General features: G+C 39.4%; 17 protein-coding genes and 2 pseudogenes. 13 read left to right on the top strand and 6 right to left on the bottom strand.

The window, feature by feature from the left end; translation table 11 throughout:
* Nucleotides 1-2: 2 nt before the first annotated feature.
* A pseudogene (locus tag HPB14_RS08460) lies at nucleotides 3-237 on the top strand (hypothetical protein); the annotation flags it as partial.
* 384 nt (nucleotides 238-621) lie between these two features.
* On the opposite strand, the gene ftsZ reads toward HPB14_RS08460, so the two are convergent.
* The 3 genes from ftsZ to HPB14_RS04755 all read right to left on the bottom strand — a co-directional run bounded on the left by ftsZ (nucleotide 622) and on the right by HPB14_RS04755 (nucleotide 4,870).
* The gene (gene ftsZ / locus HPB14_RS04765; RefSeq protein WP_000233609.1) at nucleotides 622-1,779 is read right to left on the bottom strand and encodes a cell division protein FtsZ; all 1,158 of its coding nucleotides are present in this window, start codon (nucleotides 1,777-1,779) and stop codon (nucleotides 622-624) included.
* Nucleotides 1,780-1,909: 130 nt separating this feature from the next.
* Nucleotides 1,910-3,391 (bottom strand): cell division protein FtsA, encoded by a 1,482-nt coding sequence (gene ftsA / locus HPB14_RS04760; protein ID WP_000400218.1) that lies wholly within the window; start codon nucleotides 3,389-3,391, stop codon nucleotides 1,910-1,912.
* 15 nt (nucleotides 3,392-3,406) lie between these two features.
* Nucleotides 3,407-4,870 (bottom strand): peptidylprolyl isomerase, encoded by a 1,464-nt coding sequence (locus HPB14_RS04755; protein WP_014658497.1) that lies wholly within the window; start codon nucleotides 4,868-4,870, stop codon nucleotides 3,407-3,409.
* 129 nt (nucleotides 4,871-4,999) lie between these two features.
* On the opposite strand from HPB14_RS04755, the gene HPB14_RS04750 reads away from it, so the two are divergent.
* A complete protein-coding gene (locus tag HPB14_RS04750) occupies nucleotides 5,000-6,319 on the top strand; it encodes an adenosylmethionine--8-amino-7-oxononanoate transaminase (protein ID WP_001010828.1) in 1,320 nt (439 codons plus the stop codon).
* Between the two features lie 95 nt (nucleotides 6,320-6,414).
* Here HPB14_RS04750 and gatC read toward each other — a convergent pair whose 3' ends face one another.
* The 3 genes from gatC to HPB14_RS04735 are packed head-to-tail and all read right to left on the bottom strand — an operon-like array spanning nucleotide 6,415 to nucleotide 9,269.
* Complete coding sequence (gatC, locus tag HPB14_RS04745; RefSeq protein WP_001165273.1) at nucleotides 6,415-6,696, bottom strand: Asp-tRNA(Asn)/Glu-tRNA(Gln) amidotransferase subunit GatC; 282 nt, start codon at nucleotides 6,694-6,696, stop codon at nucleotides 6,415-6,417.
* 14 nt (nucleotides 6,697-6,710) lie between these two features.
* Nucleotides 6,711-8,186 carry a 2,3-bisphosphoglycerate-independent phosphoglycerate mutase gene (gpmI, locus tag HPB14_RS04740; RefSeq protein ID WP_000057733.1) on the bottom strand — a complete coding sequence of 492 codons (1,476 nt, stop codon included), beginning with the start codon at nucleotides 8,184-8,186 and terminating at the stop codon, nucleotides 6,711-6,713.
* 12 nt (nucleotides 8,187-8,198) lie between these two features.
* A complete protein-coding gene (locus HPB14_RS04735; RefSeq protein ID WP_000682057.1) occupies nucleotides 8,199-9,269 on the bottom strand; it encodes a hypothetical protein in 1,071 nt (356 codons plus the stop codon).
* Between the two features lie 112 nt (nucleotides 9,270-9,381).
* Here HPB14_RS04735 and glyS point away from each other — a divergent pair, with 112 nt between their 5' ends.
* The 11 genes and pseudogenes from glyS (at nucleotide 9,382) to HPB14_RS04680 (ending at nucleotide 26,141) form a co-directional block, all read left to right on the top strand.
* A complete protein-coding gene (glyS, locus tag HPB14_RS04730) occupies nucleotides 9,382-11,487 on the top strand; it encodes a glycine--tRNA ligase subunit beta (protein ID WP_000555223.1) in 2,106 nt (701 codons plus the stop codon).
* Nucleotides 11,477-12,775 carry a TolC family protein gene (locus HPB14_RS04725; RefSeq protein WP_014658496.1) on the top strand — a complete coding sequence of 433 codons (1,299 nt, stop codon included), beginning with the start codon at nucleotides 11,477-11,479 and terminating at the stop codon, nucleotides 12,773-12,775. Before glyS ends, HPB14_RS04725 begins: the two co-directional genes overlap by 11 nt.
* On the top strand, nucleotides 12,772-13,851 hold the full coding sequence (locus HPB14_RS04720) for an efflux RND transporter periplasmic adaptor subunit (RefSeq protein ID WP_000816919.1): 1,080 nt from the start codon (nucleotides 12,772-12,774) through the stop codon (nucleotides 13,849-13,851). Before HPB14_RS04725 ends, HPB14_RS04720 begins: the two co-directional genes overlap by 4 nt.
* A complete protein-coding gene (locus tag HPB14_RS04715; protein ID WP_014658495.1) occupies nucleotides 13,851-16,910 on the top strand; it encodes a CusA/CzcA family heavy metal efflux RND transporter in 3,060 nt (1,019 codons plus the stop codon). The genes HPB14_RS04720 and HPB14_RS04715 overlap by 1 nt, the downstream gene beginning before the upstream one ends.
* A gap of 10 nt (nucleotides 16,911-16,920) precedes the next feature.
* The gene (locus tag HPB14_RS04710) at nucleotides 16,921-17,202 is read left to right on the top strand and encodes a DUF3240 family protein (RefSeq protein ID WP_000880319.1); all 282 of its coding nucleotides are present in this window, start codon (nucleotides 16,921-16,923) and stop codon (nucleotides 17,200-17,202) included.
* 540 nt (nucleotides 17,203-17,742) lie between these two features.
* Nucleotides 17,743-19,388 (top strand): annotated as a pseudogene (locus HPB14_RS08590) (dynamin family protein).
* 2 nt (nucleotides 19,389-19,390) lie between these two features.
* Nucleotides 19,391-21,727: a dynamin family protein gene (locus HPB14_RS08275; RefSeq protein WP_000993634.1), complete on the top strand. Its 2,337-nt coding sequence runs from the start codon at nucleotides 19,391-19,393 to the stop codon at nucleotides 21,725-21,727.
* Complete coding sequence (locus HPB14_RS04695; protein WP_000115606.1) at nucleotides 21,727-23,322, top strand: dynamin-like GTPase family protein; 1,596 nt, start codon at nucleotides 21,727-21,729, stop codon at nucleotides 23,320-23,322. The genes HPB14_RS08275 and HPB14_RS04695 overlap by 1 nt, the downstream gene beginning before the upstream one ends.
* 237 nt (nucleotides 23,323-23,559) lie before the next feature.
* Nucleotides 23,560-24,498, top strand: a complete 939-nt coding sequence (locus HPB14_RS04690; protein WP_000401721.1) for an NAD(P)H-dependent glycerol-3-phosphate dehydrogenase — start codon at nucleotides 23,560-23,562, stop codon at nucleotides 24,496-24,498.
* A gap of 13 nt (nucleotides 24,499-24,511) precedes the next feature.
* Nucleotides 24,512-25,408 (top strand): glycine--tRNA ligase subunit alpha, encoded by an 897-nt coding sequence (gene glyQ / locus HPB14_RS04685; RefSeq protein ID WP_001150955.1) that lies wholly within the window; start codon nucleotides 24,512-24,514, stop codon nucleotides 25,406-25,408.
* Between the two features lies 1 nt (nucleotide 25,409).
* A complete protein-coding gene (locus HPB14_RS04680; RefSeq protein ID WP_001229894.1) occupies nucleotides 25,410-26,141 on the top strand; it encodes a GTP cyclohydrolase I in 732 nt (243 codons plus the stop codon).
* The last annotated feature ends 8 nt before the right edge of the window (nucleotides 26,142-26,149 follow it).

Raw genomic sequence — 26,149 nt, 5'->3', positions numbered from 1 at the left:
AAAAAGTCAGAGCCATTGATGAGATGAGTAAATAAGAAAAAGAAACCATTAAAAGCCGAGACTATGAGAAGCGGAATTTGAGTAAGGTATAGATTGAGCGCGAAACAAAACCTTGAAATCATTAAAATCTCTAACGCTCTATCACAAGGTAAGAGCGTGAGCGTTGGCCTTATTGCGAGCATGTTAGAAGTAAAGCTAATAAGCGAGAATTTTTCACTGATGCACGCGATCTTTTGAAAAAGATTATCAAAGCAAGTGATGACTTGCCTGATAAAATCACTGTTGCTATCAATTATTTTGATAGGAAAAATATTATCTGTATTTGATGAGATGCGAAGCTCAATCAAGTTAAAAATGCATTGATTTCTCAAATCTATAACGGAGCTTATGAATTTACGCAAGCATGAAAGCTCTTGGTTTTTGCCAAATGGGTTTCTAGAGTTTCATTAACCAAGGGGTGCTTTGGGATATTCCCCTCTAAGTGTTTTTAAAAACCCCCAAACGCCCTAAAAGTCAGCACACCAAAATCAAAGCCTCCTAATTTTATTCTAAATGAGAGCAAACTCAACAAACCGCTTTATTATGACCCTATAAAAATAGGGGAAAAAGCGAGATCTGCAATTAATCTTGCTGGATCCTTATGGCTGTGGGTGTGGATAGTTCTTCTTCAGTAGGGATTCTTAAAAAATCGCTATTACCCACTTTTCTTGTTTGTTTCACCACAGGCTGAGAAGGCGTAGCGATAGATTCCAAACCCGCTCCACCGCTGTTTCTTTCAGCACCGGTTGCAATGATAGTAACGCGCACATGATCAATGGGGATACTCTCGCTCGTGTGTTGGCCAAACTTAACATCAACATCTTGATTGGCTCGTTCTTGAATAGATATGCAAGCTTGAGAATAAGCATACATAGGATAATCAGGGTGGTGCTCAAAAAAGACAATAATGCTCTTAGCCCCATCAATAGAAGCGTCATCAAGAAGAGGCGATTGGATCGCATTTTCCACTGCTAATTTAGCGGATTCTTCGCCAGTGGCCTCACCAATACCCATTAACGCAAAGCCTTTAAAACCAAGAGCGCTTTTTAAATCGGAAAAATCAACATTAATATCACCGGGTTTAGTGATGATCGTAGAAATGCCGCTCACAGCCCTAACCAAGACATCATCAACTTCCTTATAGCATTCTTTGGTGCTGGCGTTTTTTTTCATGGTCAAAAGAATTTTATCATTAGGGATAACCAAAATAGAATCGCTAGATTGCTCCAACTCCTTTAACCCCTCTTCGGCTTTCTTGCTTTTTTGAGATCCTTCGTATTTGAAAGGCTTAGTAACGATAGCAATCGTGAGCGCTCCCACTTCTTTTGCGATTTTAACGATAGTAGGGGTGGCTCCAGTCCCAGTCCCTCCTCCAAGTCCTGTAGAGACAATGACTAATTTCGCGTCTTTAATCGCTTCTCTAATTTCATCAGCGCTTTCTTCAGCGGCTTTTTTACCAATATCAGGAACCCCTCCAGCGCCTAGACCTCCGGTAGATTCTTTGCCTAAAAGGATTTTAACTGGGGCGGGATTGTTTTTGAGGTGTTGGCCATCAGTGTTCGTTGCAATGGGGGTAACATCTTGATGCACGCCGTATTCAACCAAGTGTTTAATCATGTTAGACCCCCCACCTCCAACACCGATAACGACAATCTTAGCCCCTTTATAAGCTGGATCGCTTACTTCTTCAATGCTCGCTTGACCAATATTATAATTTTCCATCTCTGATTGATGAACCATAGCCACATTCCCCTTGAGATACGATTTTTGCAAATCTTAAACTTTGATAAATAGCTAAAGGATTATACCATGTTTTCTGGCTTTTGATAACTATCAAGGCGTTTTTATCGCATAAAGAAATGGCTGTATCTTAAAAGAGTTTAGAAATCTTATCAAGGAAACTTTTAAAAAAACCTTTTTGTTCGGTGGGTTTTATAGGCAAGAAGTCATCGTTTTTAGCGGTGTTTAAAGGAGCGTTAGGGGTTTTTAAATCGCTCAAATTCCTTTCTGTGGGCGATGAATGGATATGGGGGGTAGGGCTTGATTGATGGGCTGTTCTTGTGTAATCATCGCTTTCATGGTAGCGGATAACCCCTTTAGAGTCTCTTTCATAATTGGTATGCCCCCCTGCTTTGTATAAAATCAAGCCAACCACGACTGAAAAGCGAGGATCTTTCAAGTCTTCAAACATGCCCATGATATTGTATTTTTCCACAGGGGCCGCCAAACGCACCGGGTAATTAGTGAAATGGGTTCTGGCTAGTTCTTTGATCCCTTTCATTAAAGCCATCCCACCGGTTAACACAACGCCCCCGCCCAAATGCTCTTCTAATCCGCTATCTTGAATGCTCCTGTGGATGATTTTAAAAGTTTCTAAAGCCCTTTCCCTCATGATAGTTTGGATTTCACTAAGCGGCACAATATGGCTTTCATGGCCATCAGAGCCGGTGGTAGGGATTTGGACATTTTGAGAGGGCGTTTCTTCTCCGCTTTCAAAAGAAAGATCCCCGTATTTGATCTTAACTTCTTCAGCGTAAGGGAATGGGGTGTTGAGCATGTGCGATAAATCCGTGGTTAAATGGTGAGAGCCTACGGGTAAGTATTTGTTATAGCGTATGGAATTGCCGCTATAAATCGTAAGGTTGCATGTCTCTCCGCCCATATCCACGCAAGCCACGCCCAATTCCCTTTCGTCATTAGACAAGGTGGCAATCGAGGCTGCATAAGAATTGATCACGATGTTTTCAATCTCCACCCCAGATTGGATCATGATTTTTTCTAAATTTTCAATGTTGTTTTTTTCTGTATAGACAATGTGGATAAAGACTTCTAAGCGAGTCCCGCTCATCCCTAAGGGGTCATTCACTTCTTGTTTGTCTAAAGTGAAGCGATAAGGGAGGGCATGCAAAATATGTTTATCATTATCTAAGCCTGCTTTAGCGCATGCGTTATTGATAGCGCGATTGATTTCATCTATAGTAACCACATTGTCTTTAGTGCTGGCCACACCGGTAACATCTCTAATGCTTTCAGTATAAGCCCCAGAAAAAGAAACGATCGCCTTAGTTTTAGGGTGATACGATTCTCTAAAGGAGGAAATGGGGTTATTTCTGTCTTCATCAGCGTTCAAACCTGCCATTTTTTTAGCGCTATTAATCACTTCCTTAATGGCGTTAGAAGCGTGAGCAAGGCTATTGATACGCCCTCTTTTAATGGCTTTTGAATTGATTTCTTTGGAGTCTTGATGGGCTGTGCCAATGATGCGCAAAATCCCTTCTTTAAATTCAGCCACTATCGCACAAATCTTTCTAGAGCCTATATCAACCCCTATAACGATTTCTTTATGTTCCATGATTTCCCCTTGCATTTATTGAATGTATTTGACTATCTTATAGCGTTTTTTCAATTCTTCTATCAACGCTTTATCAAAAAAATCCGTTTTAGTGTTATTGACTAAACGCTGCATATACTGGCTTTCTTCTGCGCTAAAGGAGTGGTTGAAATTTTGTTCTGTGATTTGGTAGAGCACCACTTTATCGCCTATAGTAACAAACCCTTTTTTTTCTTGGCGGTTAAAAAGGGTGTTGATAAACTTAGCGCTTTCTTCTTGGTTGAGTTCGCTAATAGTGCCTCCAAAATTAGGGCTTACATAGCCCACGCTTTTGCCTTTAAAATCCTTAAGCTTTTCTTTAGCTAAAGCTTGCAACGCCATAAGGGTTTTTTCTTGAGTTAGGCGGGTTTTAAGAGCGCTTTTAGCTTCATTAAAATTTTGTAATTCGTCTTTAATTTGAGAGACAAGCTGCACCACAATAAAACCATCTTTAAAAGGCTCTGGCTTTAGGATTTCAAGGGGTTTGAGAGCGGTGAGTTTTTGCGTGATTTCAGCAGTATAGGGGGAGTTGTTCTCTTCAAAATCTTGCGTGGTGTAGTTTTGCGCGTTCGCTTTTTTTAGAGCGATATAGCTCCTTAAGGCTTTTTCATTCGCTTTTTGCATGCTTAAATCATGCTTGACTTGCTCTTGAACGCTTTTAAAATCCTGTAATTTCCCCTCTTTATCCAAATAAGACACCTTGTTTTTATGGTAGTATTCCTCCAACTCCTTCAAATCAGTTTTTTCTAAACTGGCGTCAAAATATAAAGAGCGTGTTTTAAAGCTTATGGGCTTTTTAAAATCCTTTTTATGGGACTCGTAATATTTTTTCATCTCTTCTTCATTAAGAGAGATTTTAACATCACTAGGGTTTAGAATAAGAATGTCTAATTTGTCTTGCAATTTTGCCCAAAGCGATAAACTGGATTGCTCCAAAGGGGTGGTGGTTTTGGGGAATAAAGCGCTGATTTTTTGAAGGATTAAAAGCTTTTCAACGCTTTCTTCAAAATGCTTGGGGCGGTAATGGCTTTGTTTTAAGATATTCTTATACAATTCTTCATCAAAAACGCCATCTTTTTGAAAAACGCTCGTTTTTCTGATCTCTTTGGCCACTTCTTGCTTCGTAGCGCCAAGCCCTAAATCTAAAGCGAGATTCCTCAATAAGGCTTGATTGATGAGCGAATCTAGAGCGCTTTTTTCTAAATGCATGGCTTTGATTTGATCTTCAGTGAGTTCTTTAAAATCAGGGATAGACTCAGCATAGGCGTCTTTAAGGCGGCGGTATTCTTGGGCTAATTCTTCTTGAGAAATCTTAATCTGTCCCACTTTGGCAGCGCTATCGCTATCTAAAGAAAAGCTGTATTGCCCCCAGCCTATCATCCCAGCGGCAATAAAAGCGATCGTGCTTATCCATATTGTAACCACTAAATACTTTCTATGATTTTGCATCCATTCAATCATAAGAACTCTAATCCCTTTTAAAAAATCAAAAATGTGAAATTCAGGTTTAAACAACCTTATAGTAAAATCAAATAACCTTATTTTAACCAAAGGTTATTAAAATTATCCTTATTATAGAGAGTTTTTAACATGAATTTTCAAGAAAATTTAGCCGCTTTGGATTTGGAGTATCTTTGGCACCCTTGTTCGCAAATGCAAGAGCATCAAAATTTCCCCATTATCCCCATTAAAAAGGCTCAAGGGATTTATCTCTATGATTTTAATGATAACGCTTACATGGATTTAATCAGCTCATGGTGGGTGAATCTTTTTGGGCATAATAACGCCTACATCAGCCAGCAGCTCAAAAATCAAATTGATAATTTAGAGCATGTCCTTTTGGCTTCTTTTAGCCATAAGCCCATTATCACGCTCTCTCAAAGGCTTTGCCAGCTCACCGGTATGGATAAATGCTTTTATGCGGATAACGGCTCATCTTGTATTGAAATCGCTTTGAAAATGAGCTATCACGCCCATTTTTTAAAGAATCAAACACGCCCTAAAAAGCTTTTTTTATCGCTTTCTAATTCCTATCATGGCGAGACTTTGGGAGCGTTAAGCGTGGGCGATGTGAAACTTTATAAAGACACTTACACCCCCTTATTGCTCAAGAATCTCATCACGCCCGTTCCTAAAAACGACAGCGAGATAGAAAATAGTTTGAACGCTTTAAAGCGTTTGTTAGATAAACATGGTGGAGAAATTTGCGCCTTCATTGCAGAGCCGCTTTTGCAATGCGCAGGGAATATGCATATTTATAGCGCGAAGTATTTAAAACAAGCCGTTTTATTATGCAAGCAAAAAAATATCCACATTATTTTTGATGAAATCGCTACCGGGTTTGGGCGCACAGGGAGCATGTTTGCTTATGAACAATGCGAAATTGAGCCTGATTTTTTATGCTTGTCTAAAGGGATTAGCGGGGGGTATTTGCCTTTAAGCGCACTATTAACCCGCAATGAAATCTATAACCAATTTTACGCTCCCTATGAAGAAAATAAAGCGTTTTTGCATTCGCACAGTTACACAGGAAACGCCCTAGCATGCGCATGCGCGAACGCCACGCTGGATATTTTTGAAAAAGAAAATGTTATTGAAAAAAACAAGGCTTTAAGCGAGTTTATTTTTAATACGCTCCAAAACGCATTAAAACCCTTGATAGAGCGACAAGTGGTGTCTAATCTAAGGCGTTTGGGCATGGTCTTTGCCTTTGAAGTCTTTATTCAAACTAAAGAGCGTTTGAGTTTGGCGGTTTTTAAAAAAGCTCTAAAAAAAGGTTTGTTGTTGCGCCCTTTAAACAACACGATCTACCTCATGCCCCCTTATATTATCACGCATGAAGAAATCAAAAAGGCGGTTGCGGGGTTAGTGGAAGTGATTGATGAATTAAAAAAGGCTGAAAACAAATAGTAAAGAGCTTGAATTTTAGTCAAGAGATAACCTCTTTTTCTCTTTGATTTTAAAAATCAAGCTTTTCACTTGATATTAAGCCTATTCAATCAAACCTATTCAATGATTTTAGGCACAACGAAGTAATGATCTTGGCTGTGTTTGTTGTGGCTTAAAATCTCTTTGGCAATGTTAGGTTGGCTTTTGGGTTCGTCTTCTCTTAAGGGGGTGCATAGCTCTGCATCTGTTTTTAAATCATGAGTTTCTAAAGCGAAGATGTTTTCCACAAAGCCTAAAACCTCCGCTAAATGGCCTTTAACGCTCTCTTTACGCTCGTCTTTAATCTCTAGCATGCTCAATTTTTCCAAGCGTTGCAATAACATGTCATCAATTTGCATTCTTTTCCTTTAGTTTAAAATAGGGGTTCGTCCATCGTTGCTGGGGCTTTAAGGCCCATGAGTTTTAACACGCTGCTAGCGATATTGTTTAAGGCTCCGTTTTTAATGGATTTGACTCCATTCCCTAAAACAAAGCAATACACGCTACCGGCAGTGTGGTTGGTTAAGGGGTTTTGGTTTTCATCTTTCATGCGCTCGCAATTCCCATGATCGCTTGTTAAAAGCATGGCGTAATCCAATTTTTTAGCCAGTGAAAGGATTTCCCCTAAGCATTTATCCACTGCTTCTACCGCTTTAATACTCGCTTCAAAATTCCCTGTATGCCCCACCATGTCGCCATTGGCAAAATTCACAATGATCAAATCCGTGCCCAGTTTCATTTGCTCTAACACCGCAAGGGTTACTTCTTTAGCGCTCATTTCAGGCTTTAAATCATAAGTGGTAACTTTAGGGCTTTGGATAAGCACTCGGTTTTCATTTTTAAAAGGCGTCTCCACTCCGCCGTTGATGAAAAAGGTTACATGCGCGTATTTTTCAGTTTCAGCGATATGGCTTTGGGTCAGGTTGTGTTGAGACACCACTTCAGCGAGCGTGTTTTGAACGCTTTCTTTAGGGAATAAAATAGGGTAGGGGAAAGTGTTGTCATAAGGGGTCATGGTAGCGATATGGAGTTTTTTAAAAGCTTGACGCTTAAAACCACTGAATTCCTTTTGACCTAAAGCGCTCACGATTTCTCTAGCCCTATCATTCCTGAAATTGATAAAAATGAAGCTTTCATCATCTTGCATGCCACAATAATCTTTAAAACAAGCGGGCATGATAAATTCATCAGTGATATTTTTATCGTATTGGCTTTGGATATATTCGCTAGGGCTTAAAGGAGTGTGATTAAGCCCCATTAAGCTATGATATGCAAGTTCAATCCTTTCAAAGCGCTTATCCCTATCCATGGCATAAAAACGACCGCTTATAGTAGCGATTTGAATGTTTTCATTGCAGATATTTTGCATGGTTTCTAAATAAGTTAAAGCGCTTTTAGGAGCGACATCGCGCCCATCGGTGATTAAATGCAGACAGACTTTTTTATGGGATTTTTCACACTCTAAAGCCAGAGCGATAAAATGCTCAATGTGTGAATGCACGCCTCCATCGCTCATTAAACCCATAAGATGCACCACATGGCTTTTTTGGATCGTGTTTAAAAAAGCGGGGTTGTTTTTTAATTCATCGTTTTGAAGGCTTAAAGAAATTTTGACTAAATCCTGATACAGCACCCTACCAGCCCCAATACACATATGCCCCACTTCAGAATTTCCCATTTGCCCCTTAGGTAAGCCCACGCTCAAGCCATGCGTATCAATCAAGCTATAAGGCAAGGTCTTAAACATCAAGTCATAAGTGGGTTTTTTGGCATGAAAGAATGCGTTATGATCGCTATCTTTACGATACCCAATACCATCAGTGATAATCAAAAGAGTTTTTTGCGCCATTTTTAGGACTTTTTAAAGCTCTTGCATGAGAGTGATATGGTTGGCTAAAATCGCGTTCCTTTGCCCTGGAGAGCAATTTTTGCACATTTCTTTATTTTTGGAATTTTTGGAAGCGGTTTTAGCGTGGCTTTTAGTGTTATTTTTAGAGGAGCGTTTTGGACTCGCTTTAGCCGGTTTTTTGGGGCTTTTTTTAGCGGGTGTGAAATCAGCGCTATTGATTTGAGCGAAATACATGGGTTTATCTTTTTCTTTTTCTAGCGGCTTCTTAATGGCTTGCTCGCTAGCTGCCTCTTTCATTTCTTGGGGTTTTTGTGTTTGAGCTTCCTCTATTTGAGTTTCTTTGGTCTCTGTTTTAGCTAAAGTTTGGGGCATGGCGTTGCCGATAGGGTCTAAATCCAAGTTGCTATTAGCGCTTTTTTGCAATTCTTGGTCATTACTAGACTGCGAGTCAAAGATTTTAGATTCTTTCAAACGCCTGATTCTATCTTGTATCTCTTCGTAATATTTCTCAGCATCAGCGTTAGCTTTCTCGTTTTTTTCCCAACGACTGCCCTTGTTGTAAGATTTAATCATGTCTTTTAGATTGTCGTGGTAGCGCGTTTTCCAATAGAGTAACTCTTTTAGGGCCACTTCAGAAGCAAACATATCGTCTTTAATGAGCAATTCCCCCATCACGTTACGCAAAAAGGGGCTGTTATTATGCCCATAGCTTTTTAAAACGCTAGGGATATACGCATGGTAAATGCCCGCACTCGGATCCGAAAAATTGATTTTATAAACCCCTGCGCATGATTCTTTCCATGCGATGCCTGCCATTTCATAGCCTAAATTTTCTTTAGATCCGAATTGATAAGCGGATTTTAAGACTTCTTTTTGCTTAGCGTTAAAATCTTTAAGATTGTCGCAATTGGTCATCATGACTTTAGTAATGGGCGATTTGGGTTTGTTTTTAACCCCCTTAGCGGACTTAGGATCTGTTTTAGTGGGGCTTTCTGCTGCAACTAAGCTTAAAGATGTGCTTAAAGCTACACCTAGCCATAAGGCTTTAAAAAGGGTGTGAGTGAGTGGGGTTAAATGTTTCAAAACGCCTACCTTTTGTATTTAAAAAATAAACTAAACTAAAAATAAATTCAAGTATAATTCTAACATGATTTAGTCTTAAAAGTGATTTTGTTTTTTAGGGAGAATTGAGATTTTGCATTCAGATGAATTGTTAGTAGAGATTTTAGTTGAAGAATTGCCCGCGCAAGCGTTGTTGAATGAATATAAAGAAATGCCTAAAAAACTCCACGCTCTTTTTCAAAAACGCGCTTTAGAAGTGGGAAATATAGAGGTTTTTTACACCCCTAGGCGCTTGTGTTTGTTTATCAAAGACTTTCCTCTTTTAACCCAAGAAACTAAAGAGGAATTTTTTGGGCCTCCGGTTAAAATCGCATGCAATCATCAAGATAAAACGCAAGGGCTGAACGCTCTAGGTTTAGGGTTTTATCAAAAATTAGGACTAAAGGATCCCCAAAATTTCCAAACGGCGTTTAAAAACAATAAAGAAGTGCTTTATCACGCTAAAATCCATGAAAAAGAGCCCACAAAAGATCTGATCATGCCCATTGTGTTAGAGTTTTTAGAGGGTTTGAATTTCGGGAAGTCCATGCGTTGGGGCAATGTGGAAAAAAGCTTTATCAGGCCCATTCATAATATTTGCGTGTTGTTTAATGGGGAAAATTTTAACGATATTGAAGTTAAAGAGTATGGTTTTAAAACTAAGCAAGCCACCAAAGCGCACCGACAAGAGGGTTTTGATTTTATCCAGGTGGATAGCCCTAAGGCGTATTTTGAAGTTTTAGAAAAAAACCATGTCATTTTAGACCCTAAAAAGCGCGAAGCTAAAATCTTACAAGAAATCAAAGAGCTAGAAACAAAGCACCACATCATCGTAGAAATAGACAAAGATCTATTAGATGAGATTGTAGCGATCACGGAATACCCCAGCGCGCTTTTTGGGGAGTTTGACAAGGCGTTTTTAAAATTACCCAGTGAAATCATCACCACCTCCATGAAAGAAAACCAGCGCTATTTTGCAGCCTTTTGTCAAAAAAGCCAAGAAGAAAGCCCAACATTGCATAACGGCTTTATTGTGGTGAGCAACGCTATCAATAAAGACAAGCAAAAAATCATTTTAGGCAATCAAAAGGTTTTAAAAGCCCGTTTGAGCGATGCGGTTTTCTTTTATGAAAACGATCTTAAAAAGCCTTTAGATAACGCCCCTTTAGAGAGCGTGGTTTTTGTGCAAGGTTTAGGGACTTTAAAAGATAAAATGGAGCGAGAATCAATCATCGCTCAATACTTGACGCAAAAATACCTTTCATCTTTAAACATGCCTTTAGAAAAAGCCCTTGAGTTGGTTAAAAGAGCCGTTCAAATCGCTAAGGCGGATTTACTCAGTGAAGTGGTGTATGAATTTAGCGAACTTCAAGGGATCATGGGCTATTACTACGCTTTGAAACAAAATGAAAACGAGTTAGTCGCTTTGAGCTTGAAAGAGCAGTATCTGCCCGCAAGCGAAAACGCCCCCTTGCCCTCTAGCGTTTTTAGTGCAATCGTGGCTTTGAGCTTGAAATTAGACAGCCTGTTTTCTCTTTTTAGCGTGGGTAAAATCCCTAGCGGATCTAAAGATCCTTTTGCTTTAAGGCGCTTGAGTTTTGGGCTATTGAAAATCATCGTGCATTACGGGTTAGAATTTGATTTAAAAGCGGATTTAAAAAACCTTTTTCAAAAAGTGGCCGTTTATCAAAGCTTTGATTTAGAGGTTTTAGAAAAGTTTTTACTGGAACGCTTTCATAATTTAATAGATTGTAACCCCTCTATTATAAGGAGCGTGTTAAACACCAACGAGCGAGACATTGTTAAAATCATTCAAAAAGTCAAAGCCTTAAAACGCTTTTTAGACGATCCCAAGAACGCTCAAAAAAAAGAGTTGCTTTTTAGCGCTTTCAAACGCTTAGCCAATATCAATAAAGACAGAAACCCTAACGAGAAAAGCGAGTTTTCTACCCATCTTTTCAAAGAATCGCAAGAGCATGCCCTTTTTGAAGCGTTCAACGCGATCAAAATGAGCGCTTTTGAGAGTTTGGATAGCAAAATAGAGGCTTATTTCAGTTTGCATGCGCCTTTGGAAGAATATTTTAAAAGCGTGTTAGTGATGGATAAAGATATAGAAATCCAAAAAAATCGTAAAAATTTCTTGTGGGGCGTGTATCAAAGTTTCTTAGAAATTGGGGATATTAAAGAAATTGCGATTTAATGCTATCAAACGCAAAGTCCAGCGTTTTTTGGGGGTAACTTTTTTAATGAGCATGTTTAGTGCGGGCATGCTTAGCGCGAAAATCTTTACCCTGCAAGAGTTTTTTAAAGAAGTGGAAACCAACTCTATGGAGCTGATCGGCAAAAAAGCCGATTTTAAAAGCCGTTTGAATGAGCAACGCTCCGTGAATGCTTGGGATTTCCCTTACATTGAGAATGAAACTTCTATGGTGAAAAACTTCCAAGGCATTGTAGAAGCGCAACCCAGAACCCTTTTAGTGGTAAGACCCAAGCTCCCATGGGTGAGTTCGCTTTTATCCAAAAGCCTTTCTATTAAAACCATTCAATACGATAAAAGCTATCAATTGAATAAAAATCTCGCTTTTATTGGCGCTAAACGCCTTTATTTGACTTATGTGATGACTAAAGAAAAGTATCAGGTGTATGTGCAACGAGAAGCGAACTTTTATTCGCAGCTCAAAATCGCTAAAGAAAAAGTCAAAGCCGGCAGCATGAGCGAAAAAGATTATATCAACTTCAATAATTCTTATTTGGAATCCAAACTCGCTAAAACCAATGTGGAAACCAAACTCATAGATTTAGAAAAAATGCTAGACACGATGCTAGCGATTATGGAGCCGGTCAAAGAGGGGGCGCATTTTGACACTTATTTAGACCATTTGCATGATGTCAAGGTGATCGGTTTGGATTTTGAATATGTGCGATTAGAGCCTGAAGCTTTAAAGTTTAAATTGGATCGCTCGTTGTATGTGGATATTTTGGATCTAACGGCTAAAGATTATCAGGTGAACGCGAAATTGGCTAATAGAGATGTGTTTAATGCATTTGAATTCGGGATTGGCTCTGAAAGCTATAACTCTTCCACTAATCTTTCTGTAGAAGTGCGTATCCCTTTGCCGGTAACGCCTAAAAACATCTATCAAAAGCGTAAATTCTTGGATTTGCAAAGCGGGACGCTCGCGCAAAATGAAGTGATGAAACGAAACATTAGAATCAACGCCAACTCCTACTTAAACCAGCTCAAAACCAAAGAAGCATACATTGAAACCCAAAAAGAAGCCATTGCCAATAAGAAGCGTTTGATGGAAATGGGGCGCATCGCTTATGAAGCCCAAAAAATCGGGCTTTTTGAATACTTGATTTATCAAAATTCTTACATGGACGCCCTCATCACTCTAGCGGAAGCCAAGATTGAATACATTGATATTAGCGCGCTTTTAGAAGAGACTTTAGGGGAGAGCTTGACCAGATTAGGAGAATTGCATTGAAGCGGGCGTTATGGTGGCTTACGTTGATAAGCGTTTTTTTAATGGGTGTTTCTTTAAAAGCCAAAGAGTATCCAGAAATCGTTTTAGAAGAAAAAAACTTGCAACCCATGGGGTTAAAGGTGATTAAATTAGATAAAGAAATCTTTAGTAAAGGGCTTCCTTTTAACGCTTATATTGATTTTGATAGTAAAAGCTCTGTAGTGCAGAGTTTGAGTTTTGATGCGTCTGTGGTCGCTGTTTATAAAAGAGAGGGCGAGCAGGTGAAGGCTGGAGATGCGATCTGTGAAGTGAGCTCTATTGATTTGAGCAATTTGTATTTTGAATTGCAAAACAACCAAAATAAATTAAAAATCGCTAAAGATATTACTAAAAAAGATTTAGAGCTTTATAGGGCGGGGGTGATCCCTAAAAGGGAGTATCAAACGAGCTTTCTAGCCAGTGAAGAAATGGGCTTAAAAGTCAATCAACTAGAATCCACTTTTAAAAGCTTTGGCGTGGATCCTAAAAACCCTAAAGGGCAGTATGGTTTTAGGATTGTGGCTAGAGATGGCGGTCTTTTAGCGTTAGCGCCTAAAAATGTGGGCGAGAAGATTTTAGCTTTCACTAGTTATGTGCGTATTTCAAAAAGCGATGATTTAATCGCTCAAATCAAATTGCCTGTAGGCGTTTCTAAATCCATTAAAAGGGATTCACCAGTCTATAATGAAGAGGGGGAAAAAATCGGGAAAATCCAAAGCGTTTCGGTGGTGTTAGACAAAGGCTCTAACACGATTTTAGCCACCGCTTTATTAGATGAGGGCAATTACCATGTGGGGGAAATGGTAGAAATGTATATTCAAGGCTCTCAACCCAAAGACTCGGTTTTAATCCCTTCAAACGCTTTAATCAGAAACGGGAAAGATTACTTAGTGTTTGTGAGAACGCCTAAAGGTTTTAGGCCTGTGGTGGTTCAAGTTTTAGAAGAGCGCAGCAAGATTTTTATCGTGAACGCTCAAAATTTACACCCTAATGACAGCGTGGCAGTGGGGTCATTGATAGGGTTAAAAGGCATGATCAACAATTTAGGGGAAGAATGATGCTCGCTTCTATCATTGAATTTTCCTTACGCCAAAGAGTGATCGTGATTGTTGGCGCGATTCTTATTTTATTTTTTGGGACTTATAGTTTTATCAACACTCCAGTGGACGCTTTCCCAGATATTTCGCCCACTCAAGTTAAAATCATTTTAAAACTCCCCGGCTCTAGCCCTGAAGAAATGGAAAACAACATCGTGCGCCCTTTAGAATTGGAGCTTTTAGGCTTAAAGGGGCAAAAATCTTTAAGAAGTATTTCAAAATATTCTATTTCAGACATCACGATAGATTTTGATGACAGCGTGGATATTTATTTAGCGAGAAACATTGTCAATGAGCGCTTGAGCAGCGTGATGAAAGATTTACCCGTGGGGGTTGAAGGGGGCATGGCGCCCATTGTTACGCCGCTATCAGACATCTTTATGTTCACCATTGATGGCAATATCACCGAGATAGAAAAACGACAGCTTTTAGACTTTGTGATCCGCCCACAATTAAGAATGATTAGCGGTGTGGCGGATGTCAATTCCATTGGAGGCTTTAGCAGGGCGTTTGTGATTGTGCCGGATTTTAACGACATGGCAAGGCTTGGGGTGAGCATTTCTGATTTAGAATCGGCTGTGAGAGTGAATTTAAGAAACAGCGGAGCGGGGCGCGTGGATAGAGATGGCGAAACCTTTTTAGTCAAAATCCAAACCGCTTCTTTGAGTTTAGAAGACATTGGCAAAATCACCGTTTCCACGAATTTAGGGCATTTGCACATTAAGGATTTTGCGAAAGTCATCAGCCAGTCTCGCACCCGCTTGGGGTTTGTTACTAAAGATGGCGTGGGCGAAACCACAGAGGGCTTGGTGCTTTCTTTAAAAGACGCTAACACCAAAGAAATCATCACTCAAGTGTATCAAAAATTAGAAGAATTAAAACCCCTTTTACCGAGCGGCGTGTCCATTAATGTTTTTTATGATCGCTCTGAATTCACGCAAAAAGCCATTGCCACCGTTTCTAAAACCCTCATTGAAGCCGTTGTTTTAATCATCATCACGCTCTTTTTATTTTTAGGGAATTTGAGGGCGAGCGTGGCTGTGGGGGTGATCTTACCCTTAAGCTTGTCTGTGGCGTTTATTTTTATCAAGTTTAGCGATCTGACTTTAAACTTGATGAGCTTAGGGGGGTTGATTATCGCTATAGGGATGCTCATTGATTCAGCCGTGGTGGTGGTGGAAAACGCTTTTGAAAAATTGAGCGCTAACACTAAAACCACTAAACTCCATGCGATCTATCGCTCATGCAAAGAAATCGCTGTTTCAGTGGTGAGCGGGGTGGTGATTATTATTGTGTTTTTTGTGCCGATTCTAACCTTACAGGGGTTAGAGGGCAAGATGTTTAGGCCTTTAGCGCAAAGCATTGTGTATGCACTTTTAGGCACTTTAGTTTTATCCATCACTATCATTCCTGTAGTGAGCTCTCTTGTCTTAAAAGCCACGCCCCATAGCGAAACCTTTTTAACGAGGTTTTTAAACAGAATCTACGCCCCTTTATTGGAATTTTTTGTGCATAACCCTAAAAAAGTGATTTTAGGAGCGTTTGTTTTTTTAATCGCAAGCCTTTCTTTATTCCCTTTTGTGGGGAAGAATTTCATGCCCGCTTTAGATGAGGGCGATGTGGTTTTGAGCGTGGAAACCACCCCTTCTATTTCTTTAGATCAATCTAAAGATCTCATGTTAAACATTGAGAGCGCGATTAAAAAGCATGTCAAAGAAGTCAAAACCATTGTCGCGCGCACAGGGAGCGATGAATTGGGGCTGGATTTAGGGGGATTGAATCAAACCGATACTTTTATTTCTTTCATCCCTAAAAAAGAATGGAGCGTGAAAAATAAAGATGAATTATTAGAAAAAATCATGGATTCTTTAAAAGACTTTAAGGGGATTAACTTTTCTTTCACCCAACCCATTGAAATGAGGATTTCTGAAATGCTGACAGGGGTTAGGGGGGATTTAGCGGTTAAGATTTTTGGAGATGATATTAGCGAATTGAATGAATTGAGTTTTCAAATCGCGCAAGCTTTAAAAGGGATTAAAGGATCTAGTGAAGTTTTAACCACGCTTAATGAGGGCGTGAATTATTTGTATGTAACCCCTAATAAAGAATCGATGGCGGATGTGGGGATCACTAGCGATGAATTTTCCAAGTTTTTAAAATCCGCTTTAGAGGGTTTGATCGTGGATGTGATCCCTACAGGGATTTCACGAACCCCGGTGATGATCCGCCAAGAGAGCGATTTTGCAAGCTCTATCACTAAAATCAAAAGTTTGGCCTTGACTTCAAAATATGGCGTTTTAGTGCCTATCACTTCTATCGCTAAGATTGAAGAAGTGGATGGCCCTGTTTCTATCGTGCGTGAAAATTCAATGCGCATGAGCGTGGTTCGCAGTAATGTGGTGGGGCGCGATTTGAACTCTTTTGTAGAAGAGGCTAAAAAAGTGATCGCTCAAAACATCAAGCTCCCTCCTAGCTACTATATCACTTATGGGGGGCAGTTTGAAAACCAGCAACGGGCCAATAAAAGGCTTTCCACCGTTATCCCTTTAAGCATCTTAGCGATTTTTTTCATTCTTTTTTTCACTTTTAAAAGCATTCCTTTAGCCTTGCTCATTCTTTTGAATATCCCTTTTGCGGTTACTGGAGGGCTTATTGCGTTGTTTGCGGTCGGGGAGTATATTTCCGTGCCAGCGAGCGTGGGCTTTATCGCTCTTTTTGGGATTGCGGTTTTAAACGGTGTGGTGATGATAGGCTATTTTAAAGAGCTTCTCTTGCAAGGAAAAAGCGTAGAAGAATGCGTTTTATTGGGCGCTAAAAGGCGTTTGAGGCCGGTTTTAATGACCGCTTGCATTGCCGGTTTGGGTTTGCTCCCTTTATTATTTTCTCATAGCGTGGGATCAGAAGTCCAAAAACCTTTAGCGATCGTGGTGCTTGGAGGCTTGGTTACCTCAAGCGCTCTAACCTTACTCCTACTGCCGCCCATGTTCATGCTCATCGCTAAAAAGATTAAAATCAATTAAGGGATTTCACATGCTCGCTTTAGAAATTTATATTGATATTTGCTTGAAAGACGCTTTAATAGATTATTTGTTTGAAAAAGGCTTTGATGATTTTTTTTATGTGGAATGCTATAAATACGCCGCTTCTTCGCTGCTTTTAAGCCAAAAAGAGCAGGTGAGCGGGCGTAAAGACTACGCTAAATTCAAGCTTTTTTTAAGCGATGAAGTGGCTTTATCTTTGGCTCAAGCTTTAAAAAACCAGTTCGCTTCTAAAGAAATGAAATTGTTTTATTCTCAAACGCATGGGTTGTAGAATACTTGTTTAAGCGATAGTTTCTTAAAGTGGGGGAAGGGTTTGAGCTAAAAAGAAAGAAATCGGGCTTTATAAAAAATTTCTACAATCAAATAAAATGTAAGGCAATAAAAATGCTTGAAGCATTTTTTGCAATCAAATATCAAAAGAGCTTGATGTTAATCAAGCGATAATTCTTTAAGCGGTCTTGGGGGATAGGGGGGTTTTTAAGGGGGTTAAGGGGGGGTTATCGCAAAATCCCCCCTCATCCCCTTAAGGAAAGAAGTTTGACCATATCAAAATGAAAGAAAAAACGAGTTTTTGATTAATAAAAAGAACCTTGAATAGAGTATCAAAATTGAGTATAATGAGAGCCATTAAATGGTGCTAGGAGTTTGTAATGGTTGTTATTCTTAAAAATTCGCTTCTCTCTCTCTCTCTCTAGTCAGCCGCTTTATCTTTTCACCCCCATATAAACCCATACCCATATAAACCCTATCTATATTTTAGGGATTTTTGCGTCTTGTTTAGATTTTAGTTTTTAATTTTAAAGGATTGGTAATGATTTTACGCGCACAGACGAATTTTGTGGAGTTTTTAGAACAGGTTTTAGAAGTTTTAAAAGAAGTAGAGATTGATAAAACAGAATGCTCTACTCTTTTAGCAAGCATTCAAAAACAACAGCTTGTGATACCCGTTGTGGGGAATTTTAGCGCAGGCAAAAGCACGCTATTAAACCGCTTTTTAGGCAGTAGCGTTTTGCCTACCGGTATCACGCCAGAGACTTCTTTAGCCACTGAATTACACTATAGCGCTAATGAACGCATAGAGGCTTTTTCAAACAATGATGAAAAAGCAGAGAGTTTTGAATTGAATGAGCAAAGTTTTGAAGCGATTAAAGACAATGCCACGAAGTATTCCTACCTTAAGGTTTATTTGAATAATGAAGCCCTAAAAGATAGTGCGCCTTTAGTGTTTGTGGATATGCCAGGCTTTGATAGCCCCATTTCAAGCCACACCCATGCCATTTTGGAATATTTGGAAAGGGGCGTGCATTTTGTCATTCTCACAAGCGTAGAAGAGGGTAACCTTACCAAACGCATGGTTAGGGAATTGAAAAACCTTTTAGAGTTTGACAAAGGCCTTAGCTTTATTTTGAGTAAAACGAATTTAAGGACGCCCTCGCAAGTGGAAGAAATCTCTCGCTACATTCAAGATCAAATCCAGGATCACCTTGATTTGACAACGCATCTTATTTATTCTAATAAAGACAATAACGCTCTTTTAGAGGTGGCGGATAAAATAGACGCTGAAAAGCTTTTTAGCGCTTTGTATTTGAAACGATTGAAGTTTTTAAATTCCCAGTTACAAAACAGCCTAAAAAGCGTGATGGAAAGCTTTGATTACTCTAAAGAAAAGGCTTTAGAAGAAATACAAGCTTTGGATTTGGGCGTTAAAGACATTGAAAAAACCTATGAAAAATTAAGGGCTAATTTAGAAGAAGAATATTCTAGCGTGGCTGTGGGATCGGTGGTTAAAAAAGTCATAGAAGAGGTCAGGGAGCAAAACCCTATTTAGCCTCTTTAATCAACAAGCCTAACGAGTTCAATAGCGAAATAGAAAGCATCATGCAACAAAGCTTGATCAAAAACGCTAAATTAGAGATTGAAAAGATCAACCTTTCTTTTTCAAAAGATTTTTGCACGGAATTTGCAAGCTTGAACAACACGCAGCTTTCTAGCGGTTTTTCTGTAAATTTAGAGCATAGCCTTGAATTAGGGATCAACGCCTTAAGCGTGATTTTATCCAAGAATCCGGTTACAAGACCCTTCGCGCTGATCTTACAAGGGTTGAAACCTCTTTTAAAAGATTTATTAACCTTGTTGCCTAATATCATCGCTTCATTCTTTAGAAATGAGGAAAAAGAGCGGGCGAAATTAGAAAATCTGATTGAAGTCAAAGTGATACCAGAGGTTCAATACAAGCTTAAAAAAGTTTTACCGGGCTTGTTTAATGAATGCTTGGAAAATTCCCTAAAAGGTTTAAAAGATCGGTGCGAATTAGAAATCACGCATAAAAAACAAGAAATCGCGCTCGCTCAAAAGGAAAAAGAAAAACACTTAAACGATTTAGAAGATCAAAAACAAATCTTAGAAAACAAGATCAACGCTTTAAGCGATCTAGAACAACAATATTTAAAGGATTAATAATGAACGCTCAAGAACTCATCAAAAAAAGCGCTTTAATTGAAAAGGTTCTAAAAGAACAAGGCTTGCAAGAAAGAGCGAGGCCTTTTATGAGCGAAAACGCTGTGATCAAAACCGAAGAGTTAGAGAAAACGCTAAAAGAGTTGCAAGATACAAATAGGGATCTTAAAGTTGGTATCATCGGGCGCGTGAAAGCGGGCAAAAGCTCGCTTTTGAACGCTTTGATTTTTGAGGGTGTAGAGGTTTTACCCAAAGCGGCAACGCCCATGACCGCTAGCCTTACCATTTTAAAATACGCTGATACCCTGAGCGCTGAAGTGGAGTTTTATAGCCCAAAGGATATTTTAGAGCTTAAGAACGAACATGAAAGGTATGTAAGGGAATTTAATAGGATTGTTGATGAAGAAGTCAAAAAACAAAAAGAAAAACAGAGTTTGTCAAATAGGGCTAAAGAGGGATTTAAGAATCTTAGCAACAAGTTTAGCAGAAACAAAAGCACTGAAGTAGCGCCCAAAGAGAGGGTTTTAAGCGATGAAGAAATCAACGAAAAGGCTGAAAGGATCGCTAAAAACGAGTTAGAAAAGGATGCGAGACTCGTTTCATCATACGATCAATACGAAAAAATGAAAAAAAGCGGATCGCTCAACACGAAAAACTTGGATCCGCGCATTCAAGCCAATAATTTACAAGAGCTGAATCAAAAATTGCTCCAATTCGTGGGCGCGGACGGGAAGTATATGCCCTACACTAAAGCGGTGCGAATTTCTTTGAATAACCCCAACCTTAAAGATTTGGAAGTGATTGACACCCCGGGAGTGAATGATCCCATCGCTTCCAGAGAAGAGCGCACTAAAGCCTTATTGAAAGATTGCGATGTGGTGTTTATTGTAAGCCCTTCTGGTCAGTTTTTAACGGAGAGCGATATGAGTTTGTTTGACAGGGTTTCTAACAAAGAAGGCCTTCAAGAAATTTATTTTGTGGCAAGCCAAGCCGACAGCGCTGTTGGCTCTATGAGTGAAGTGGAAAAATCCAACCAACACCTCCCTACAGCCTTTGAAAACGCACAAAAATCCCTTTCATCTCAATTGAATAATATCATGGGAAAATTGATTGAAAACTACTCTAACCAACGAGAGATTTTTGAAAAAGCAATCAAAAATGGCGTCATTTTGACTTCAGGGGTTTGCTTTAGCATGCATAAAGACTTTAACAACCAAGCTTCTTGGGGAAGAAACCAAAAAACAGAAGAGTATCACAATGCCTTACAGAATTTAGGAGATTCTTACCCTGACGCTTTTAGTAGCGATGATAAGTCTAAAGAAAGCTTACTCTTTTTAAGCAATATGAGTGCGATTGAAGAGCGTTTAAAAAAAGCCGCCCAAGAGAAAGAAAAAATCATGTCTCAAAAATTGCAAAATTACGCAGAGAGCCAAGCAAACAACCTCCATAAATTCATAACGCAGTTGTTGCAAGATTTGGAAGAAGAAAAAAAGAGGGTTAAAAACGCTGACATTAGCACTATCAAAAAGCAAATAAAGGCTTATGAAAAACTCTCTGGTAACATTGAAATGAAGTTTAGGGAAGCGTATGAAGAATTTATCTTGCATTTCATCAACAATATTAGAGGTGGCTTGGAAGAAACGTTGAAGAAAGCTATCCAAACGGCTAAGGTGGGCACTAAAGAAGAAGAGGGAGTAGAGCGTTACACTGAGAGAGTGAAGCAAGGCGGTTTGGGAGGTTGGGCAAGATTTTTTGGTAGCGTTGTTGGTGAAAAAGATTGGGGCTATGATGAAGTAGAACGCACAAGAGCAGTGATTAAAGCCGGAGCGGTGCTTGATTATTTGATAGAGATGCATGAAAGCTGCGAAAGGGCTTTGAATAACAGCGCTAATTCTTTTAAAGTCGTTTTTAAAAAAGAACTCTACGCTGAAGTCTTTTCTCAATTGCGTCAAATAATCCGTGATGATGATTTGATTGATGAGGTGGCTTTCAAAAAAAGCGTGATAGCTGTCTTGGATCGCATTGAATTTAAAGAGTTTGATTATGCTGATAAGCTTCCTGGCGAGATAAGGGGTAAAACGGGTTTTTTAAAAGGCGATGAAGCTAATGCTTTCATACAAAGCGTGGGGAATTATGTGAGGGATTTTGAAGCTGAGACTAAAAAAGATGTGAAAGGCTATATCCAAGGTTTAAGAGAGGCTTTAGAAAGGCAAAACTTCGCCAGCGATACGCTTAAAAAACTCCAAAAAGACATGCAAAACTTACACAATCAAGTGCAAAACAAAGAACAATCCATCGCTCAATTAGACGCAAAAATCCAAGCTTTAAAGGAGATCTAATGAGCGTTAATTTTTTTAATGACAAATTTAGTGCAGCTGAAAACCACCACAATACAGAGGGTTTAAAAGAACGCTACGATCTAATCGCTCGTATTTTAAACGCCAAAACAAACAATGAAGGGTTAGAAGAATACCAGCAGATTTTAGACAATGAGTTTTTAGACTTCGCTAGCGGCGTGGATTCGCTCAAAGAAAAGGAAATAGCGTTACTGATGCTCCAAGAAATCCAAAAAGAATTGCAATTGGTGGCGAGCTACCCTAGTTTGTTCCAAAAAACCATGGTTGCGGTGGGGGGAGGGTTTAGCGCGGGCAAATCCACTTTTTTAAATAACTTGTTGGGCTTGAAATTAAAACTCCCTGAAGACATGAATCCCACCACAGTTATCCCCACTTATTGCTTAAAGGGTAAAAAAGAAGTTTTAATGGGGTTTTCTCAAAATGGAGGCATGGTGGAATTACCCCATCTCGCTTTTGATCATCAGTTTTTAAAATCCCTTGGCTTTAATTTGAAAGAAATCATGCCTTTCATGCTTTTGAGCGCTCCTAGCGTACCTTTTGAATTTTTATGCTTCATAGACACGCCTGGCTATAACCCCGGTAATCAAGGCTATACGGGTGGGGACAAAGAAGCCTCTAAAGAATCCCTAAAGCACGCCAAACACATTTTATGGCTTATTAGTTGCGAGCGTGGGGGCATTGAAAGCGATGATTTAGAGTTTTTGCAAGAATTATACGAAGAAGGCAAGCAGGTTTTTATCGTATTGAGTAGGGCTGATAGGCGCACCAAAAGCCAATTAGAAGTAGTCGCTAAACAAATTAAAGAGACTTTAGAGAATAATGGCATTGAATTTTTAGGGATTTGCGCTTATAGCGCTACAAGGTATCAAGAGATTAAAGAGTTCAGCGAAAAAAGCCATGTTTTTGACTCGCTTGAGGAATTTTTAATGAAGTTGAATCAAAGGAGCGAGAAACAAAACGAAATTTTAGAATATTTATACGAGGTGCATGGGATGTATGAAAAGGCTATTAATCAAGACGCTAACCGATTCAAACGCTACCAAAAGGCTTTGCATTCTGTCAAATTGGATTTGATGCAAAAAGGCTTTGATGACTTCAACGATGCTACCTTTAATAAAATTTATTCGCTCAACAAAGAATTTTCTGAGCGAGAGCGATCTAAAGAAGAGGGTTTAGCGCGATTGAACGAGGTGATTGACTTGTTTAAAGAAAGTATTGATAAGGTTTTTGATCGTGTGAGCGCTTTCACTTGGGAAAAATACAAAGAAGAAAACGACGACGAAGAGAACGATGAGGCAAACTACAGGGAATTTGAAGAAATCAAAAAAATGGTGTTGTATTTTAGGGATTGGTGGATGTTTGGTTTAGATTGGTATGAATTGAGCAAAAAAGAAACCAAAAGATACAGAAAAAGTGTGGATTATCATAATGAACTGCTCCAACTGCACTACTCTTTAGAAAACTTGCAGACGCTTAGGGAATTTAAAGAAATCAATAATGAAAATTATCAAGAGTCTTTAAACGATGAGGATCTTCAAGACGATTTGAGAGAGTGGAGGAGGTCAAAACGGCGGTGATTTGGATCGGAGCGTGAAAGGGTTTTTAGTTGTAGGGGGGAATGGTTTCAAAATACCCCCCTATCCCCTTAAGAGAATGAGTTTAAAGTAAAGCAATTAAAATCCCATTTTTTAAAATTTAAAAAATTTTTTAAACTACCCTATTTTTAATCAAAGACAGCGTTTTGAATGTAAGGGCTATTTTAAACTTATTATTGTAAAATGGTGAGTTTTACAATCAATGAGATTAGGAATTTAATGGAAATTGCAGTATTTGGTGGCGGGGCGTGGGGGAGGGCTTTAGCCTTTGCTTTTGGAGAAAAGAATGAAGTCAAAATCATTTCAAGGCGGGATTTAAACGAGCCGTTAAAAAAGCTCAATGACACTTTGATTTCTAAAGGTTCTGCCCCCATAGAGCAAGTGGATTTACAAAGAGGCTTAAAAGCAACGCTCTATGTCATCGCTATTAGCGTGCAGCACTTAAGAGAATGGTTTCAAAACGCTTCTTTACCCAAAAACGCTAAAGTTTTAATCGCTTCTAAAGGGATAGAGGTGTTAAACAAGGCGTTTGTGAGCGAGATCGCAAAGGATTTTATCGATCCTAACGCTTTGTGTTTTTTAGCGGGCCCTAGTTTTGCGGCTGAAATCATTCAAGGCCTGCCTTGTGCGTTAGTCATCCATTCCAATAATCAGGCTTTAGCACTAGAATTTGCCAATAAAACCCCCTCTTTTATCAGAGCCTACGCCCAACAAGACATCATAGGGGGTGAAATCGCTGGGGCGTATAAAAACGTGATAGCCATTGCGGGGGGGGTTTGCGATGGCTTGAAATTAGGCAATAGCGCTAAAGCGAGTTTATTATCTAGAGGTTTGGTGGAAATGCAACGCTTTGGGGCGTTCTTTGGGGGCAAGACAGAGACTTTTTTAGGGCTTTCTGGGGCTGGGGATTTGTTTTTAACCGCTAATTCTATTTTATCCAGGAATTATCGTGTGGGTTTGGGACTAGCCCAAAACAAGCCTTTAGAGGTGGTTTTAGAAGAATTGGGCGAAGTGGCTGAAGGGGTGAAAACGACCAACGCCATTGTGGAAATCGCTAGAAAATACGGCATTTACACGCCCATTGCGAGCGAATTAGCCTTGCTTTTAAAGGGTAAGAGTGTGCTAGAGAGCATGAACGATTTGATCAGACGCGCTTAAAAGGAAAGAGAACATGCAAGATTTTTCAAGTTTATTATTGAAATTACAAGAGTATTGGAAGAATCAAGGCTGTTTGGTGATCCAGCCTTATGATATTCCTGCAGGAGCTGGGACATTCCATCCGGCCACGCTTTTAAGGAGTTTGGATAAAAAGCCGTGGAATGTGGCGTATGTCGCGCCCTCTAGAAGGCCCACTGATGGGCGCTATGGGGAAAACCCTAACCGCTTGGGGAGTTATTACCAATTCCAAGTCGTTATCAAGCCAAGCCCTTCTAATATCCAAGAGATGTATTTAAAAAGCTTGGAAGTGTTAGGGATAAACCTTAATGAGCATGACATACGATTTGTAGAAGACAATTGGGAGAGTCCGACTTTAGGGGCATGGGGGCTTGGCTGGGAAGTGTGGCTTGATGGCATGGAGGTTACGCAATTCACTTATTTCCAGCAAGTGGGAGGCATTCCTTGCAGCCCTATTCCGGTAGAAATCACTTACGGCTTAGAAAGATTAGCGATGTATGTCCAAAAAGTGGAAAATATCCTAGAGATTGAATGGGCTAAAAAAAATCATGACAGCGTGCGTTACGCACAAGTGCATTTAGAAAGCGAATATCAATTCAGCAAGTATCATTTTGAAATAGCGAGCGTAACAAGGCTATTAGAAATGTTTAAAAACGCCCAAGCCGAAGCCTTGCATTGCTTGGAAAACAAACTCCCCTTACCGGCTTATGATTTCGTGATGCTATGCTCACATTTTTTCAATATTTTAGACGCCAGAAAGGCGATTTCGGTGGCTGAAAGGCAAAATTATATTTTACAAATCAGGGATTTAGCTAAGGGGTGCGCCATTCTTTATAAAGAGCAAGAAGAAGAAAGAGAAGAGCGCCTAAAAAACGCTTTAACAAAGGCTTAAAATGGCGTTAGTTAGGGAAGTGTTGGAAGTCTTGAGTCGCCTTTCGCCTTTTGAACTCCAAGAATCATGGGATAATAGCGGGTTGAATGTGGGGAGTGGAAATAGCGAGTTTAGCGAGATTATCGCATGCTTAGAAATCACGCTTCAAATCGCTCTAAACGCCCCACAAAACGCCCTAATTATCACGCACCACCCTTTAATTTTCAAGCCCTTAAAAACGCTAAATTATGAGGCTTATCCGGGGAATATTTTAAAAATCTTAATCCAAAAAAACATTTCAGTCATCAGCATGCACACGAATTTTGACAAAACGCATTTAAACAAGCATTTCGCGCACGCGCTTTTAGGGTTTGATGGCTTGATGGAAAAAGGCCTTATGTTAGTGAAAGAAAACGCTAATATAGAATTTGATGCGCTGTTAGAAAGGATTAAATCTTCTTTAGGGGTGGGATCCTTAGCATGCGTCAAAAGTTCTCCAATCGTTAAAGATTTAGCGTTTGTGTGCGGATCGGGAGCGTCCATGTTCTCTTCTTTAAAAGCGCAAAGCTGTTTAATTACAGGCGATGTGAAATACCATGACGCTATGATCGCTCAATCTTTAGGGATAAGTTTGATTGACGCCACGCATTATTATAGCGAAAGGGGTTTCGCACTCATTGTGGCTGAAATTTTGCATTCTTTTAATTATTTGGTTACAATAGAGAATTTTAAAAACCCCTTGCAAATCATTTAAAGGAAAGC

Origin of the sequence: Helicobacter pylori HUP-B14, from assembly GCF_000259235.1 — a bacterium.
Taxonomy (GTDB): domain Bacteria; phylum Campylobacterota; class Campylobacteria; order Campylobacterales; family Helicobacteraceae; genus Helicobacter; species Helicobacter pylori_CU.
This window is presented reverse-complemented; position numbering and strand designations above follow the sequence as displayed.